Genomic DNA, 16,272 nt, shown 5'->3' with positions numbered 1-16,272 from the left:
GTTGATGTGTCCCCGTTGAAGTGGTGAAGCGCCGGTCAGGGCGCGCTGGCACGTTTATGGATACACGCCCCCAAGAGCGGAAATCACGTTTCCGATATTGCAGGACTACCTAAAATAAGCAAAAGTCGATTTTCTACAAATAGTTGATTTTACCGTATGAAATTTGCATCGATCCGGAAAAATCAACTCAAGGCTTCAGATATTTTTTCGAGCGGAAAAGGCGGAAAAAACCGCCCCGCCTTAGGCCTGCAACACCACGACCTTTGAACCGACCGGCACGCGGCTATAAAGATCGATGATGTCGTGGTTCAGCATGCGGATGCAGCCGCTCGACATGGCGTGACCGATGGATTGCGGCTGGTTGGTGCCGTGCAGGCGGAACATGGTGTCATTGCCGCCGCGATAGAGGTACAGCGCCCGCGCGCCGAGCGGGTTGTTCGGGCCGCCTGCCATGCCGCCGGCAAATTTCAGGTTGCGCGGATCACGGCGCATCATGTTCGCGGTCGGCGTCCAGGAGGGCCATTCCGCCTTGCGGCCAATATAGGCGTCGCCCTTCAGCGCCAGCCCCTGACGGCCGACACCGACGCCGTAACGCATGGCGCGCCCGCCGCCCAGAACATAATAGAGCCGTCGCGCCGGCGTATCCACGACAACCGTTCCGGCCGGATGGCTGCTATCATAGGCAACTTCCTGGCGGCGCAGTTCCGGCTTGACCTTGTCGAGATGCATGGCGGGAAGCGGAAATTTCTCCTCCGGCTTTGCCGCATAATTCAACCTTTGCTGGCCGATGCCGGTATTGGCACAGCCGGCCAGAAACAGCGGCAATCCGAACAGAACACCACGACGTGAAATAGACATGTAACCCCCGCCAAATCTTTGGATTAACGAGAGGTATAATTTTATGGTTAACAAACCCCTAATATGAGGTTGCAGTAATTAACCCGCCGCAACCGACGCGGCAGGTTTGCGGTTGGCGAGGTAAACCCCCATCACCGCAAGAACGGTGCCGGCAATCATGGCCGGCGTCAGCGTTTCCCCGAAAAGCAGCGCGGCCTCGACGGCGGCAAGCGGCGGCACGAGATAGATCAGCGAGGCCGCGCGCGACACCTGCCCGCGCCGGATGAGATAAAGAAGCAGCGCCACGGCGCCGATGGAGATTGCGCCCACCGACCAGCCGAGCGTGGCGACGAGCCCAAGGCTCCAGTCCACATGCCCATCCTCCAGCAACAATGCGAAGGGAAGGGTGACCAGCAGCGCGCCGACATATTGCAGCGTGGCTACCGCCATGATGTTGCCGCCATGGACATATTTCTTCTGGTAGAGCGTGCCATAGGTCACCGACACCATGCCCAGTACATTCACCGCCACGGCATAAAGCGGCACGGACATGCCGAACGCGCCGCTGGCCAGGACCTTCGGCAGAACGGCAATGGCGATGCCGGCAAAACCAAGCAGCAGACCCAGCCGCTGCACGCCCGAAATCCTTTCACCGATCATGAAACGGGCGGCCACCGCCGTCATCAGCGGCTGCAGACCGGCGATGATGCCGCCGATCGCCGCCGGCACGCCCTGCCCTATCGCCCACCAGATCATGCCGAGATAAATGCCGTGCAGGAACACACCGGACAGGATGGCCCGCAGCACATCGGCACGCTGCTGCGGCCAGGAAATGGAAGACAGCCGGCAGATTGCCCATAACAGCAGGCCGGCCAGCAGATAACGCAGACAGAGGAAGGTCAGCGGCCCGGTATAATGGACGGCATATTTGGCGGTGACCCAGCCGGTCGACCAGAGGAAGACGAAGATGGCCGGAGCCAGACGGTCGAGCGCCATGGGAACATCCCCTGTGCCGCATGGTGTCCCCGTCGGACATTGCCCGGGACGCAGGACATGCGGGCGAATTGATATTGCGGACTGTATTAAAGACGACGGGTCAAACCGGCCCCGGAAGCACCATGCGGCTGAACCCGGACCATTTACAATGGCGGTATCGTCATCTTCCCCAAAGGTCAAAGGTGTTTTGGTGATGGCATCGTTCAGATTTTCTGATGCCACTTCCGCGATTCATCAACCGAAAGCGAAAGAACAAATTTTGTGCATTCGCCCACGCGGCACACAGCCTCACGGTGCCCTTCCGCGCCGCCATGCGGCGCAACCATTTTTCCACTGCCGCATTTATAGGCTGAAACCCAAAAAACGCTTCTTTTTTAAAACCCTAGGGCGGCGAAAAATCTTCACGAGCACGTCCCTATAGTTCTTGCATTGCATTTGGCGTTGTATTCATATGGCAAAAAAGGGGACATCGAAGTTGGCATTTGACGAAATGATAAATGCGGACGACACGCCGCGAAGCCCATATGAAAACTATAACGAGTGGTACAGCCGGCAGGACAGGTCACACCTGATCCAGAAATCAAAAGACGCGGAAAACATCTTTCGGAAAACCGGTATTACTTTCGCAGTCTATGGCCATGCCGACAGTTCGGAAAAACTGATCCCCTTCGATATCATCCCGCGCATCATCTCCGGCCGCGAATGGCGCAAGCTGGCCCAGGGCATCGAACAGCGCGTTCTCGCCCTCAACGCTTTCCTCGACGATATCTATCATAAGCAGGAAATCATCCGCGCCGGGCGCATTCCGCGCGAAATCATCGAGAAGAACGAAGCCTTCCTGCCGGAAATGATCGGCTTCACCCCGCCCGGCGGCGTTTATACCCATATTGTCGGCACCGACATCGTCCGCACCGGCGAAGACCAGTTCTATGTTCTGGAAGACAATGCCCGCACGCCGTCCGGCGTCAGCTACATGCTGGAAAACCGCGAGACGATGATGCAGATGTTCCCGGAACTCTTCCACGAAAACCGCGTGCGGCGGGTGGAGGATTATCCCTATCTGCTGCGCCAGTCGCTCGCCTCGCTGGCGCCGCCCGGCTGCACCGGCAAGCCGCGCGTCGCGGTGCTGACCCCCGGCATCTATAATTCGGCCTATTACGAGCATTCCTTCCTTGCCGACATGATGGGCGTGGAACTGGTGGAAGGTTCCGACCTGCGCGTCATGGACGGCAAGGTCAAGATGCGCACGACGCGCGGTTACGAGGCGATCGATGTGCTATACCGCCGCGTCGATGACGACTTCCTCGATCCCTTGACCTTCCGGCCGGATTCGGCGCTCGGCGTTCCCGGCATCATGGATGTCTACCGCGCCGGCAACATCACCATCGCCAATGCTCCCGGCACCGGCATTTCCGATGACAAGGCGATCTATTCCTACATGCCCGAGATCGTCGAATTCTATACCGGCCGCAAACCGCTTCTCGAAAACGTGCCGACCTGGCGCTGTTCGGAGCCGGACAGCCTGAAATATGTGCTCGACAACCTCGCCGACCTCGTCGTCAAGGAAGTCCACGGTTCGGGCGGTTACGGCATGCTGGTCGGTCCCACGGCGACGAAACGCGAACGGGTGCTGTTCGCCGAAAAGCTCAAAGCCCGTCCCGCCAATTATATCGCGCAGCCGACGCTGTCGCTGTCCACCGTGCCGATCATGGTGAAAAACGGCATTGCGCCGCGCCATGTGGATCTGCGCCCCTATGTGCTGGTATCCGACAAGGTGCAGATCATTCCCGGCGGCCTGACCCGCGTGGCGCTGAAGAAGGGCTCGCTGGTGGTCAATTCCAGCCAGGGCGGCGGCACCAAGGATACCTGGGTACTGGAGGACTAAGCCATGCTGGGCAGAACGGCAAACGGGCTCTACTGGATGTTCCGGTATATCGAGCGTGCTGAAAACATCGCCCGGCTGATCGATGCGGGCCTGCGCGTTTCGCTGACGCGCAGCGGCAGCGGCGATGAGGACTGGGACGGCGTCCTGCAGAGTGCAGGCGTGCGCGAGGCCTTTCTCGAAAAGCACGAAAAGGTGACGGCGGCGGATGCGATCGACTATCTGCTTCGGGCAAAATCGAACCCGTCCAGCGTCATGTCCTGTATCGACGCGGGCCGCAACAATGCCCGCATGGTGCGCACGGCGCTGACGCGGGAGACATGGGAAGCCACCAACGAATTCTGGATCGAGCTGAAGAATATTCTCGGCCGCAAGCTCAACCATGCCGAACTGCCGCAGACCATCGATGTCATCAAACATCGCGCCGGCCTGGTGCGCGGCGCATTTCACGGCTCGATGCTGCGCAACGATCTCTACAATTTCTCCCGCATCGGCACCTTCATCGAACGCGCCGACAACACCGCGCGCATTCTCGACGTCAAATATTACGTGCTGCTGCCGGCGGTCGCGCATGTGGGGTCGTCGCTCGACAATGCGCAGTGGGAATCCATCCTGCGTTCGGTCTCGGCGCACCGCTCCTATGGCTGGGTCTATGATGCGGAATACAAGCCGGCCAATATTGCCGACTTCCTCATTCTGAACGGCCGCATGCCGCGTTCGCTTGCCTATTGCTACGAGAAGATCGCCAGCAACCTCAATTATATAGCCGAGGATTACGGTGAGAGGCACAAGGCCCATGACACGGCGGAAAGCATTCGCGACAGCCTGCGCGCCACCACCATCGGCCGGGTGATGGACGAAGGCCTGCACGAATTTCTGGAGCGATTCGTCAATCGCAACGGGCAACTGGGACAGGAAATCACGGAAGGCTACCGCTTCTATCAATAAGCGCGTGGACGGGGACAGCTTATGCGCCTGAAAATCACCCATACGACGGAATATGTCTATGACGAGCCGATGCCCTATGCGTTGCAGCGGCTGCGGCTGACGCCGCAGAGCGGCCCGTGCCAGACGGTGGAGAACTGGGATGTCTCCGTCGACGGCGCGACGGAGGAAGTGACCTATGACGATCATTTCGGCAATCGCGTCGCGCTGGTGGAAACAGAAGGGCCACAGCAGCGGGTCAAGGTCGTTGCCAGCGGCCTTGTAAGCACCGAGGACAAGGCCGGTGTCTTCGGCCACCATATCGGCAATGCGCCGCTCTGGCTTTTCCTGCGCGAAACCCCGCGCACCAAGCCGGGCAGGCTGGTGCGCGAACTGGTGAAGGCCAGCACCGGCGACAGCGAACTTGCCCGCCTACACGACCTCATGGAGAATATTCACCGAAAGGTGGATTATGTGCCGGGTGCGACCGACATTGAAACCACGGCGGAAGCCGCACTGGAGGCAGGCAAGGGCGTCTGCCAGGACCACGCCCATATCCTGATTGCCGCCGCGCGGCTGATGGGACTGCCGGCCCGGTATGTCTCCGGTTATCTGATGATGGAAGAGGTGGAGGAACAGGTGGCCACCCATGCCTGGGCCGAGGTGCATCTTCAGGGGCTGGGCTGGGTCGGCTTCGACGCCGCCAACAATATCTGCCCCGACGACCGTTATGTCCGCATCGCATCCGGCCTCTGCTACCGCGACTGCGCGCCGATCTCCGGCATGCGCATCGGCCAGGCGGGTGAAACGCTGAGCGTGTCTGTCACCGTGCAGCAGTCGCAAAGCCAGAGCCAGTCGCAGAGCTGAGACCATGACCGCTAAAGACGAGGATACGATCGGTTTCTACACCGATCATGCCGACGCCTACACCACCCGGGGACAGGCTGCGGACCGCCCGCATCTGGAGACATTTCTGGCGCGCTTGCCCGAGGGCGCAACCATCCTCGAACTGGGATGCGGCGGCGGCCAGGACAGCGAATACATGCTTGCTGCCGGTTTCGACGTTTGCCCCACCGATGGGACGCCCGAGATCGCCAAAGCGGCCGAAGCCCGGCTCGGCATTCCCGTCAGGACATTGCTGTTCGAGAATATCGATGAGGGCGAGCGATATGACGGCGTTTGGGCCAATGCCTGCCTGCTGCATGTGCCGCGCCCCGCACTTCCCGGCATCATCGGCCGCATCCACACGGCACTGAAGCCGGGCGGGGTGTTTTACGCCAGCTTCAAGGCCGGAGAGGCCGAAGGCCGCGACATGTTCGGCCGTTATTACAACTATCCTTCCAAAGCCTGGCTGGACGATGTCTACGGACAGTTTGACTGGACGAGCATCGAAACCGAAGCCCGCCAGGGCAGCGGCTACGACAACATGCCGACCGACTGGCTGCATGTGACGGCAACGAAGTCCTGATCCATTCCCGAACTGCCGGTTGCGCAAACGTCTCGCGACCGTTTAAATCGCGGCATCGACTTCAAAGCATGATCCGGCTTCAATCCAGCGGAAAGAAGCCGGCCGGGAGAGGGCCTTGTACAATATTTCCGACTACCGCGACCGACAGTCCCATGGCCCCATCATTGCGGAACGGGTGTGGACGGCATGGTGGCAGGATAGCGGCCTGGAGGTCGGCGACGTTGCCGAACACCTGAAGGACATGACCAATCCCCACACGCTGCCCACCGGTTTCGTTGCCCATGACGGCGACGATTATGTCGGCTCCGCCTTCCTCATTCATTGCGACCTGGAAGAGCGGCCGCAATATCTGCCCTGGGTCGCAGCACTCTGGGTCGAAGAAGGCCGGCGGCGTTCAGGCGTGGCGCGCGCCCTGATGCGGGCGGCAACACAAAGGGCCGCCGAACTCGGCCACCCGGTCAGCTATCTCTGCTGCCGGCGTGATCTCGAAAGCTATTACATAAATTGCGGCTGGATCGTGCTGGAGCGCGGCGTCGGCAAACACGATCTGACCGTGCTGACTTTCAGCGCAACGGACTGAGCGGCCGGCCCTGGCGCCGGGCCGCGCGCTCCTCCCGGTCGATCATGTATCTGCGGAATCCACCCGGCAGGCCATCATGATATCGTCGATCTCCCTGCCCTCGTGCAGAAATCCGCCCGGCACGCATCCTATCTGCGAAAAACCGGCCCGTTTGTAGAAACTGGCGGCGACGGGATTTTCAGCGCTGACCGCAAGCTCGATCTGCCGGATGCCGCTGTCTTTCGCAAAGGACTTCACAGCCTCCAGAAGCGCGCGGGCAATGCCCGTTCCCCGCGCCTCGGCCCGCACATAGACCATGATCAGTGTAGCCCTGTGCGCCATCTTGCTGGCGCCCTGGCGCATCAACCCCATGATCCCCACCGGAGCATCATCCCAAAACGCGGCAAACACACTGTTCTGGGCCAATCGTGTACGCCATTCGTCCGCCGTCAGCGTCTCCCAGTCCGCGGCGCTACTCGCATAGGCCTCAGGCTCGGTACGAAGCGCTTCGAGCCGCATCTCGCGGAAGATGTCCACGTCCTCCTGCGTCAGGCGTCTTATATTCGTGTCACCCACCTTGAACTCCGTCCTTCATCGGCCATCCCGGCTGAACCGTGTTTCAACTGCATAGCCCATCCGCGGCACCGGAGAAACAGTCATTCCCCATGTTCCCATCGCCGTGGACGTGGCTTATGGATGTCTGACGGCAGGGGAAAATACCTCATCCTGGAAAGAGAATGATGATGAAACCACCATCCGCCATCATGGAAACCGCCCTCTACGCGGATGATCTCGACGCCGCCGAGGCCTTTTACCGCGATGTCTTCGGATTGGAGGTGGTGCGCAGACTGCCCGGACAATTCGTCTTCTTCAGATGCGGCCGGCAAATGCTGCTGATCTTTGATCCGCAGCAGTCAAGCCGGGCCGATCCCGACAATCCCATCCCGCGCCATGGCGCGGTCGGGCAAGGCCATTTCTGCTTCTATGCGAAGGATAAATCGGAAGTGGACGCGTGGAAGACCCACTTCGAAACGCTCGGGATTGCCGTCGAGCACTACCACCGCTGGCCGAACGACAGCTATTCCGTCTATATCCGCGATCCTGCGGGCAATTCGGTGGAGGTGGGTGAAGGCAAGCTGTGGGGGGTCGAGTGACGTGCGAGCCACCTGTCACACAAAGGCCGAGAAAGAAACCGCGACCCCCTCCTTCGTCATCCTCGGGCTTGTCCCGAGGATCCATTCACGTCGCGTAAAATCAATCGCTTACAGATCCTCGAGACAAGCCCGAGGGTGACGCCGAGGGGAAGTGACGCAAGGCGCCTCCACCCTCGACGATTTTCATGCTCAACCCGCAGATCAAATCTGCCGAACCGCGATCTCTTCTTCCGCGTCCACCGCCAGCGGGTTCTTCAGCGGCAGGCCGAAACCGGCGGCCTCGATTTCGAAGACGTCGCCCGCTTCCGGCTTGATGCCTTCTGCGAAGGAAAGCGTCGCCGTGCCGAACATGTGCACATGCACGTCGCCGGGCGCGCGGAACAGGCCGTATTTGAAGTGATGATATTCGAGGTTTGCGAAGGTGTGGGACATGTTGTCCTCACCCGAAACGAACGGCTTTTCGAAGATGACCTTGTCGCCGCGGCGGATGCGCGAGGTGCCGCGAATATCGGACGGCGGGGCGCCGACGCGGATTTCCGGGCCGAAGCTCGCCGGGCGCAGCTTGGAATGGGCGAGGTAGAGGTAGTTGATCCGCTCGGTGACGTGATCGGAAAACTCGTTGGACACGGCAAAGCCGATGCGCACAGCCTCACCCTTGTCGGAAATCACATAGATGCCGGCCATTTCCGGCTCTTCGCCGCCATCCAGCGCAAAGGACGGCGAAGTGAGCGCCGCACCCGGGGCCGCCGCCACGTGGCCGTTGCCCTTGTAGAACCATTCGGGCTGCACGCCCTTTTCGCCAGCCTTGGGCTTGCCGTTTTCCAGACCCATGCGGAACATCTTCATGGAATCCGTCAGGCTTTCTTCCGCCGCTTCCGTGGTCTTCTTGTGCATGCTGTCGCGGGTCGCAGCCGAACCGAGATGGGTAAGGCCCGTGCCGGTCAGATGCAGATGGGCCGGATCGGGATGGGTGATCGGCGGCAGGAAACGGCCCTCCGCATAGGCCTTTTCGAGATCGACGGCGTCACCCAGGCCATGGGCGGAAATGACATCCGCAAGGCTCTTGCCGCCATTGGCGGCTTCAATCGCGAGCGCATAAACCGATGCCGCACCCTTGACGGCGCGCGCCTGCCCGCCTTCCTCGCGAACGGCGACGGTGATGTTGCCACTGGCATCCTTGATCTGTGAAATGAGCACGGGATTTCCTTCCTTGGGCGCAACGCGCCTGCATCTTATGAAAGTGGCCGGAAACCGGCCACTTTTTCGACTTGCGATAGGGGTGGGGCAATCAGCCCTTGTTCTTGTTGTAGACGTCGAAGAACACGGCGGCGAGCAGCACGAGGCCCTTGACCATCTGCTGGAAATCGATGCCGAGGCCGACGATCGACATGCCGTTGTTCATGACGCCCATGATGAAAGCGCCGATGACCGCGCCCGTGATCTTGCCGACGCCGCCGGAAGCCGAAGCGCCGCCGATGAAGCAGGCCGCGATCACGTCAAGCTCGAAGCCCACGCCGGCCTTCGGCGTCGCCGAGTTGAGGCGCGTCGCGATGATCATGCCGGCGAGACCGGCCAGCACACCCATGTTGACGAAGGTGAGGAAGCTCAGGCGTTCGGTGTTGATACCGGAAAGCTTGGTCGCCTTCTCATTGCCGCCCATGGCGTAGACACGGCGTCCGATGGTCGTGCGGCGCGTCACGAAGCTGTAAAGCGCGATCAGGACCAGCATCACGATCAGCACGTTGGGCAGGCCGCGATAGGTGGACAGCTGGTAACCCAGGAACAGGATGGCGCCAGAGATCAGCAAATTCTGTACGATGAAGAAACCGAACGGCTCCACGTCGATGCCATGCTTCACGTTCACCACGCGACGGCGCCACGCCAGATAGAACAGCACGACCGTAATCAGCGCCGTCAGGATCATCGATGTGGTGTTCAGGCCTTCGATGCCGCCGATGTCGGGCAGGAAGCCGGTGCTGATGATCTGGAAATCGGTCGGGAACGGGCCGATGTTCTTGCCGCCGAGCACGAACAGCGTCAGGCCGCGGAACACCAGCATGCCCGCCAGCGTCACGATGAAGGACGGAATGCGGTGATAGGCGATCCAGTAGCCCTGTGCAGCACCGATGATGCCGCCGATGACAAGACAAATCAGCGCCGCCAGAAACGGGTTCATGCCCCATTGCACGGTCAATATCGCCGCGATCGCGCCGACGAAGGCGACGATGGAACCCACCGAAAGGTCGATATGCCCGGCGACGATGACGAGCAGCATGCCAAGCGCCATGATGACGATGAACGAGTTCTGCAGGATGAGGTTGGTGAGGTTGACCGGGCGGAACAGGATGCCGCCGGTGTAGAACTGGAAGAAAACCATGATGGCGACGAGCGCGATCAGCATGCCGTATTCGCGGATATTCGAGCGAATATACGACCCGACCGAGATGACGTTGCTTTCTTCGTTTGTGGTGTTTGCCGAACTCATGAGTTCTTCTCCCCTGAGCGCATGATAGCGCGCATGATGCTTTCCTGGCTCGCCTCTCCCTTCGGCAATTCAGCGACGATGCGGCCTTCGTTCATGACGTAGATGCGGTCGCAATTGCCAAGCAGTTCCGGCATTTCCGATGAGATCATCAGAACGCCTTTGCCGTCGGCAGCGAGCTGGTTGATGATGGTATAGATTTCGTATTTGGCGCCGACGTCGATGCCGCGGGTCGGTTCGTCGAGGATCAGCACGTCGGGATTGGAGAACAGCCACTTGGACAGCACCACCTTCTGCTGGTTGCCGCCCGAAAGATTGACCGTTTCCTGGAAAATGCCCGAAGACCGGATGCGCAGGCGCGTGCGGAAATCGCTCGCAACCTTCATTTCCTTGATGTCGTCGATGATGCTGGCATTCGACACGCCGGCCAGGTTGGCGAGCGTGGTGTTGTGCAGGATGTTGTCGTTGAGCACGAGACCGAGATGTTTGCGGTCTTCCGTCACATAGGCAAGACCGGCATCGATCGCCCTGCGCACGGTGCTGACATCCACGGGCTTGCCGTGGATCAGCACCTCGCCGCTGATCTTGTGGCCGTAGGACTTGCCGAACACGCTCATCGCGAATTCGGTGCGCCCTGCCCCCATCAGCCCGGCAATGCCGACGACTTCGCCCTTGCGCACGGTGACGTTGATGTCGTGCAGAACCTGGCGGTCGCGGTGCTGCTGGTGATAGGCGTTCCAGTTCTTCACTTCGAGAATGGTCTCGCCGATCGGCACGTCGCGCGGCGGATAACGATCCTCGAGATCGCGCCCCACCATGTTGCGGATGATGACATCCTCGCTGATTTCTTCCTTGTGACAGTCGAGCGTCTTCACCGTCATGCCGTCGCGCAAAACGGTGATCTGGTCGGCCACCTTGCGCACTTCGTTGAGCTTGTGGGTGATGATGATCGAGGTCATGCCCTGCTTGCGGAACTCCATCAGCAGGTTGAGCAGCGCCTCGGAATCGCTTTCGTTGAGCGATGCCGTCGGCTCGTCGAGGATGAGCAGCTTCACGCTTTTCGACAGCGCCTTGGCGATCTCGACCAGCTGCTGCTTGCCCACGCCGATATCGGTGATCAGCGTCTCCGGCGATTCCTTCAGGCCCACCTTCTTTAGAAGTTCGCGGGTACGGTTGAAGGTCTGCTGCCAGTTGATGACGCCGCTCGACGCGACCTCGTTGCCAAGGAAGATGTTTTCCGCAATCGACAGGAGCGGCACCAGCGCCAGCTCCTGGTGAATGATGATGATGCCAATATCTTCGCTGTCGTTGATGGCGCGAAAATTCCGCACTGCGCCTTCGTAGTGGATTTCGCCCTCATAGGTGCCGGCGGGGTAAACACCGGAAAGGACCTTCATCAGGGTCGACTTTCCCGCGCCGTTCTCACCGACGAGTGCGTGGATCTCACCCTCTTGAACCTTGAGGTTGACGTTTTCCAGCGCTTTCACGCCCGGAAACGTCTTGGTGATGTTCCGCATTTCGAGAATGGTATTGGCCATATCGCAATCCAGCGCCCGATTAATTCCGGCGTTTTTATTTTTATGGAAAAACGGGGATGACGCCAAGCCATCCCCGCATGTGTGTCGAGCTTATTTCAGCTGGTCTTCGGTGTAATAACCGCCGTCGACGAGAACCTGCTTGTAGTTCTCCTTGGTCACGGCAACCGGCTTCAGGAGGTAGGACGGAACGACCTTGACGCCATTTTCATAGGTCTTGGTGTCGTTGACTTCCGGCTCCTTGCCTTCCATGACGGCGTTGACCATGTTCACGGTCACCTTGGCGAGTTCGCGGGTGTCCTTGAAGATGGTGGAATATTGTTCGCCGGCAATGATCGACTTGACCGAGGGAACTTCAGCGTCCTGGCCGGAAACGACCGGCAGCGGCTGGTCCTTCGTGCCGTAACCCACGCCCTTCAGCGAGGAGATGATGCCGATCGACAGACCGTCGTAAGGCGACAGGACGGCGTCAACCTTGGCGTCGGTGTAGTAGGCCGACAGCAGGTTGTCCATGCGGGCCTGGGCCGTTGCCGGATCCCAGCGCAGCGTGCCGACCTTGTCCATGCCGGTCTGGCCGGACTTCACGACCAGCTTACCGCTGTCGATGTAGGGCTGCAGAACCGACATCGCGCCGTCATAGAAGAAGAAGGCGTTGTTGTCGTCCGGAGAGCCGCCGAACAGCTCGATGTTGAACGGACCCTTGCCGTCCTTCAGGCCGAGCTTGTCGACGATCGAGGTCGCCTGCAGAACGCCGACCTGGAAGTTGTCGAAGGTGGCGTAATAGCTGACGTCGCCGCTGTTGCGGATCAGGCGGTCATAAGCGATGACCTTGATGCCCTGCTGGCCGGCCTGCTTCAGCACGTCCGACAGCGTGGTGCCGTCGATCGAGGCGATCACGAGGACCTTGACGCCCTTGGTGACCATGTTTTCGATCTGGGACAGCTGGTTCGGAATATCGTCGTCGGCATATTGCAGGTCGGTCGTGTAACCGGCGGCCTGCAGCTGCTTCACGATGTTGTTACCGTCATCGATCCAGCGGGCGGACGACTTGGTCGGCATCGCGATACCGACGGAACCCTTGTCCTGTGCGAAAGCCGGCGCTGCGAAAGACGCAGCACCGATGGCACAAGCTGCCATCAGCGAAATAATGGACTTCATTAACTCTCTCCCTTGAGCCCTTCTCTGGAACCCGCATGCTGCGGTGCACCATGAAATTCATGCCGTCAGAGGAAGGAGCCGCGTCAGGCCCATTCGGATTTCGCAATTGCGAAACGGAACAGCAGCCGCTCCTCCCCGGCATTCTGCAAATTGTTCTGAATCCATATAACTGTCAAATAGAATAAATCAGTTTCCATATATCAATTATGATATATTAAATCGATACAAAAGCCGATGAAGGGTATAAAACGCAGCATGAGCAACCCAAGAGTGTATGAGCAGACGCAAACAGCGGACGCGCTTTTTGTCTTTGAAGACAACCCTCTGCTGCGTGCCGGATTGAAGATGAGCCACCTGCGCATGCTGGTCATGATCGAGGAGCACGGGCAGGTCAGCGCCGCTGCGGCCGCGATGAACATGACACAACCCGCCGCCTCGCGCATGCTCTCGGAAATGGAAGCAATCGTCAAAAGCCCGCTCTGTCAAAGGGCCTCGCGCGGCGTGGTGCTGACCAAGTTCGGCGAGGCGCTGGCGCGCCGCGCGCGCACCATATTGCTGGAGCTGCGCGAGGCAAGCCGCGAGCTCAACCAGATGAAGTCCGGCAGCGGCGGTTCGGTCTATATCGGCGCCGTCACAGCGCCGGCCATCAGCCTCGTGGTTCCCGCCATCCGGCGGGCCATGGATACCTATCCCGGCATCGAGATCAACGTGCAGGTGGAAAGCAGCAACGTGCTCGCCCGCGAACTGCTGGCGGCCCGTCACGATTTCATCATCGGCCGCATTCCGGATGATTTCGATCCCGGCCTTTTCTCCATCCATGAAATCGGCATCGAGCGCGCCTGCCTGGTGGTGCGCGAGGGCCACCCTTTGCTGGGCGGCGAGCCCGTGACCCTGCACGATCTTTCCGGTTACGACTGGGTTTTTCAGCCGCCCGGCGCGCTTTTGCGCAGAACGATGGAGGACGTGTTTCTCACCCATGGCGTCGCCATGCCGCGCAACGTCATCAACACGCCATCCGTGGTGCTGACCCTCGCCCTCGTCTGCAACACGGATGCCATCGCGCCGATTGCGCAGGATATGGCCGAATTTGTTGCCGGCCAACGGGCCGATATCGGCCGGACCCGCATCTTGCCGACGGATTTCGAGCTCGTCGTCAAACCCTACAGCATCATCACCACCAAGGGCCGCGTTCTGCCGCCCAGCGCCCGCCTGCTCTATGATCTGGTGCTGGATGAAAGCCGCAAGCTGACCGGCCCTTGAGGGCCGCAAGCCAGGCACCATCTTCATCCGATATGGAGGCGGGATATTGTGACCGGCGCAGGGAACAGCCGCATGCTCTTCGGACAATCCGTCTTCCAATCGGTCGTCGAAAGACTGAAGCAGGAGAAAGAAGAGGAAGACGCCGCGACGCCGCTGCCCGCCGGTCACCGCATTGCCGGTTTCAGCTCGGGCTTCGTTGTCGATACGCAGATTGACGCGCCGCAGCCGGCAAACGGCAGTCTCGACGCCTATCTCGCCTTTTTACCCGACCCCGCGCCGCCGACGGACCCCAAACAGCAGGCCGAGCCGGAGCCGATGCCCGCCCATCTCGAAAAGACCGCGCTTGCCGATGTCTCGGCGGAACTGGCGATCCACGAAACCGATACGGCCGCCACGCTTGCGGAAAAACGCCGCGCCTTTGCCCGCCTCAATCATCCCGACCGCGTGAAACCGCAATTCCGGCACAACGCCACGCTGCGCATGACGGCGGCCAATCTCCTGATCGACCAGGCGCTACGCATGCTGCGAACCCGGCAGCAGGGACGCTAGAACCTTTCCCGTAAAAGCGGGCAGCGGTTCCACGTCCGGAAAATACCAAAAACCAAAAGGCGAGAGCATGTCCGGCGCTGCCGTTTAGGCCGGACCTATTCCAGGGCTCCAACCGGCCCCCGCCCTGCAAAAGGCAAAGGCGGCAGGCATCACGCCTCAGCCGGCATCGCTTTTGTCAGCGGGCGCGGTTTCGGCGGCAGGCGGATTTTCGCCCTCCGTGGCGGCACCGCCATCGCTTGCCGGTTTGAACTTCAGCAACAGTTCATAGGCCGCATAGGCCGCGACGCCGCCGACGATGGTTCCCCAGAAAAACTCGCGATTGACGAATTCGATAATCGCCCAGGCGGCGCAAAAGCCGACGATGAGCAACCGGACCCACAAGGGGCGATAAAGCGGATGGCTCGTATCGATATTCAGCATGGCGTTCCCGTCTCTGGCCTTTCCGGTCGTCGCCCTGTTGCGTGGCACAGACGGCGCAGGGCACAAACAGGTTTACGCGTCTTGACCGTTTCCCAGAAAAATTGCAACGCAAATCGTCCCGCCATCCATCAGCCTGTCGTGACAGGACCTCGCAATGCGGGCGCGGACGGGACCGGCGTTTCTGAAAAAACGGGCGAGAGCGCAGGCCCTGAAGAGCGCTCCCACGCACGCCATATGGCCGGGGAATTTCAGTCGCGCAACCGCCCGAGCAGGGCGAGCAGCTGGTCACGCGCCTTTTTGCCGCCGATCCTGTCGATCAGCTTTTCTTCGCGGTCCCGCCAGGCATCGGAAAGGCGATCGAGAAGGCCGCTTCCCGCATCCGTCATATCGAGAAAATGAACGCGCCTGTCCTCTTCCGATTTGCGGCGGACCAGCAGGCCCTTCTCTTCCATGCTGTCGACGATCGCGACGAAATTGGCCCGCTGTATGCCGAGCGCTTCCGCCACATCACTCTGTTTGAGACCCGGATTGCCGCCAACGATGACAAGAACGGAAAAATCCGCCGGGCGCAAACCCTGCTCCGCCAGCACGTCGGCAAAACCGTTTGCCACGGCAAGTTGAGAGTGCCGTAAATGATAGCCGATCGCGGTCGTCAGCAATCCATAGTCGATCGGCGTGAGATGCGCCGCTTCCACTCCGCCGCTTTCGACCTTTTCCGTCCGCGGCCCGTTGCTATGTGCCAGTCGCAAAGCCATCCGATCCCCCGCCTGATTCGTTCCTTTACCCTGCCGAAATCATAACCGACAACGTCATGAAACTGTATCCCAAATAAATGTAGATGATACTAATATTGTATAAGAATTTGACAGTTAAATGCCGGCAAAACAAACCCCACCTCCAGGCACCCACCTGGCCGGCCACAAAAATATGACTATTTACCCATAAATTTTACGGGGCAGGAACCGCAGCCCGCTCCTTGCCTGAAAGGCATTGCGACAGTGCTGCCGCCTGTCCGCGGCAATGCCGAAACAGCCGTCCGATCAGGCGA

The 16,272-nt window shown here is 60.0% G+C and carries 17 protein-coding genes; 8 read left to right on the top strand and 9 right to left on the bottom strand.

The window, feature by feature from the left end; genetic code table 11:
* Nucleotides 1-240: 240 nt before the first annotated feature.
* Both ACI2KA_RS17630 and ACI2KA_RS17625 read right to left on the bottom strand, forming a co-directional pair.
* Nucleotides 241-858, bottom strand: coding sequence for a L,D-transpeptidase (locus tag ACI2KA_RS17630; RefSeq protein ID WP_404503750.1), 618 nt, complete (start codon nt 856-858; stop codon nt 241-243).
* A 78-nt stretch (nt 859-936) separates the two neighbouring features.
* A complete protein-coding gene (locus ACI2KA_RS17625) occupies nt 937-1,833 on the bottom strand; it encodes a DMT family transporter (protein ID WP_404503749.1) in 897 nt (298 codons plus the stop codon).
* Nucleotides 1,834-2,308: 475 nt separating this feature from the next.
* Here ACI2KA_RS17625 and ACI2KA_RS17620 point away from each other — a divergent pair, with 475 nt between their 5' ends.
* From ACI2KA_RS17620 to ACI2KA_RS17600, 5 genes are all read left to right on the top strand, one after another.
* The gene (locus ACI2KA_RS17620) at nt 2,309-3,718 is read left to right on the top strand and encodes a circularly permuted type 2 ATP-grasp protein (protein WP_404503748.1); all 1,410 of its coding nucleotides are present in this window, start codon (nt 2,309-2,311) and stop codon (nt 3,716-3,718) included.
* A 3-nt stretch (nt 3,719-3,721) separates the two neighbouring features.
* On the top strand, nt 3,722-4,663 hold the full coding sequence (locus ACI2KA_RS17615) for an alpha-E domain-containing protein (protein WP_404503747.1): 942 nt from the start codon (nt 3,722-3,724) through the stop codon (nt 4,661-4,663).
* Nucleotides 4,664-4,684: 21 nt separating this feature from the next.
* Nucleotides 4,685-5,506: a transglutaminase domain-containing protein gene (locus ACI2KA_RS17610; protein WP_404503746.1), complete on the top strand. Its 822-nt coding sequence runs from the start codon at nt 4,685-4,687 to the stop codon at nt 5,504-5,506.
* 4 nt (nt 5,507-5,510) lie between these two features.
* Nucleotides 5,511-6,107, top strand: a complete 597-nt coding sequence (locus ACI2KA_RS17605; protein ID WP_404503745.1) for a class I SAM-dependent methyltransferase — start codon at nt 5,511-5,513, stop codon at nt 6,105-6,107.
* Nucleotides 6,108-6,222: 115 nt separating this feature from the next.
* Nucleotides 6,223-6,687: a GNAT family N-acetyltransferase gene (locus ACI2KA_RS17600; RefSeq protein WP_404503744.1), complete on the top strand. Its 465-nt coding sequence runs from the start codon at nt 6,223-6,225 to the stop codon at nt 6,685-6,687.
* Between the two features lie 42 nt (nt 6,688-6,729).
* On the opposite strand, the gene ACI2KA_RS17595 is transcribed toward ACI2KA_RS17600, so the two are convergent.
* Complete coding sequence (locus ACI2KA_RS17595; protein WP_404503743.1) at nt 6,730-7,242, bottom strand: GNAT family N-acetyltransferase; 513 nt, start codon at nt 7,240-7,242, stop codon at nt 6,730-6,732.
* A 167-nt stretch (nt 7,243-7,409) separates the two neighbouring features.
* Here ACI2KA_RS17595 and ACI2KA_RS17590 point away from each other — a divergent pair, with 167 nt between their 5' ends.
* Nucleotides 7,410-7,820 carry a VOC family protein gene (locus ACI2KA_RS17590; protein ID WP_404503742.1) on the top strand — a complete coding sequence of 137 codons (411 nt, stop codon included), beginning with the start codon at nt 7,410-7,412 and terminating at the stop codon, nt 7,818-7,820.
* 201 nt (nt 7,821-8,021) lie between these two features.
* Here ACI2KA_RS17590 and araD1 read toward each other — a convergent pair whose 3' ends face one another.
* From araD1 to chvE, 4 genes are all read right to left on the bottom strand, one after another.
* Nucleotides 8,022-9,017 (bottom strand): 2-keto-3-deoxy-L-arabinonate dehydratase AraD1, encoded by a 996-nt coding sequence (gene araD1 / locus ACI2KA_RS17585; protein ID WP_404503741.1) that lies wholly within the window; start codon nt 9,015-9,017, stop codon nt 8,022-8,024.
* 91 nt (nt 9,018-9,108) lie between these two features.
* On the bottom strand, nt 9,109-10,305 hold the full coding sequence (gguB, locus tag ACI2KA_RS17580) for a sugar ABC transporter permease GguB (RefSeq protein ID WP_404503740.1): 1,197 nt from the start codon (nt 10,303-10,305) through the stop codon (nt 9,109-9,111).
* Entirely contained in the window at nt 10,302-11,840 is a 1,539-nt protein-coding gene (gene gguA, locus ACI2KA_RS17575) for a sugar ABC transporter ATP-binding protein GguA (RefSeq protein ID WP_404503739.1), read from the bottom strand. The genes gguB and gguA overlap by 4 nt, the downstream gene beginning before the upstream one ends.
* A 90-nt stretch (nt 11,841-11,930) precedes the next feature.
* A complete protein-coding gene (gene chvE, locus ACI2KA_RS17570; protein ID WP_404503738.1) occupies nt 11,931-12,995 on the bottom strand; it encodes a sugar ABC transporter substrate-binding protein ChvE in 1,065 nt (354 codons plus the stop codon).
* A gap of 255 nt (nt 12,996-13,250) precedes the next feature.
* On the opposite strand from chvE, the gene ACI2KA_RS17565 reads away from it, so the two are divergent.
* The gene (locus ACI2KA_RS17565) at nt 13,251-14,255 is read left to right on the top strand and encodes a LysR family transcriptional regulator (RefSeq protein WP_404503737.1); all 1,005 of its coding nucleotides are present in this window, start codon (nt 13,251-13,253) and stop codon (nt 14,253-14,255) included.
* 72 nt (nt 14,256-14,327) lie between these two features.
* Entirely contained in the window at nt 14,328-14,804 is a 477-nt protein-coding gene (locus ACI2KA_RS17560) for a hypothetical protein (RefSeq protein ID WP_404503736.1), read from the top strand.
* Nucleotides 14,805-14,960: 156 nt separating this feature from the next.
* On the opposite strand, the gene ACI2KA_RS17555 is transcribed toward ACI2KA_RS17560, so the two are convergent.
* Both ACI2KA_RS17555 and ACI2KA_RS17550 read right to left on the bottom strand, forming a co-directional pair.
* Complete coding sequence (locus ACI2KA_RS17555; protein ID WP_404503735.1) at nt 14,961-15,224, bottom strand: hypothetical protein; 264 nt, start codon at nt 15,222-15,224, stop codon at nt 14,961-14,963.
* A 248-nt stretch (nt 15,225-15,472) separates the two neighbouring features.
* On the bottom strand, nt 15,473-15,979 hold the full coding sequence (locus tag ACI2KA_RS17550; RefSeq protein ID WP_404503734.1) for a MarR family winged helix-turn-helix transcriptional regulator: 507 nt from the start codon (nt 15,977-15,979) through the stop codon (nt 15,473-15,475).
* Nucleotides 15,980-16,272: the final 293 nt, after the last annotated feature.

The organism is Agrobacterium sp. NPDC089420 (assembly GCF_044900305.1).
Taxonomy (GTDB): Bacteria; Pseudomonadota; Alphaproteobacteria; order Rhizobiales; family Rhizobiaceae; genus Agrobacterium.
This window is presented reverse-complemented; position numbering and strand designations above follow the sequence as displayed.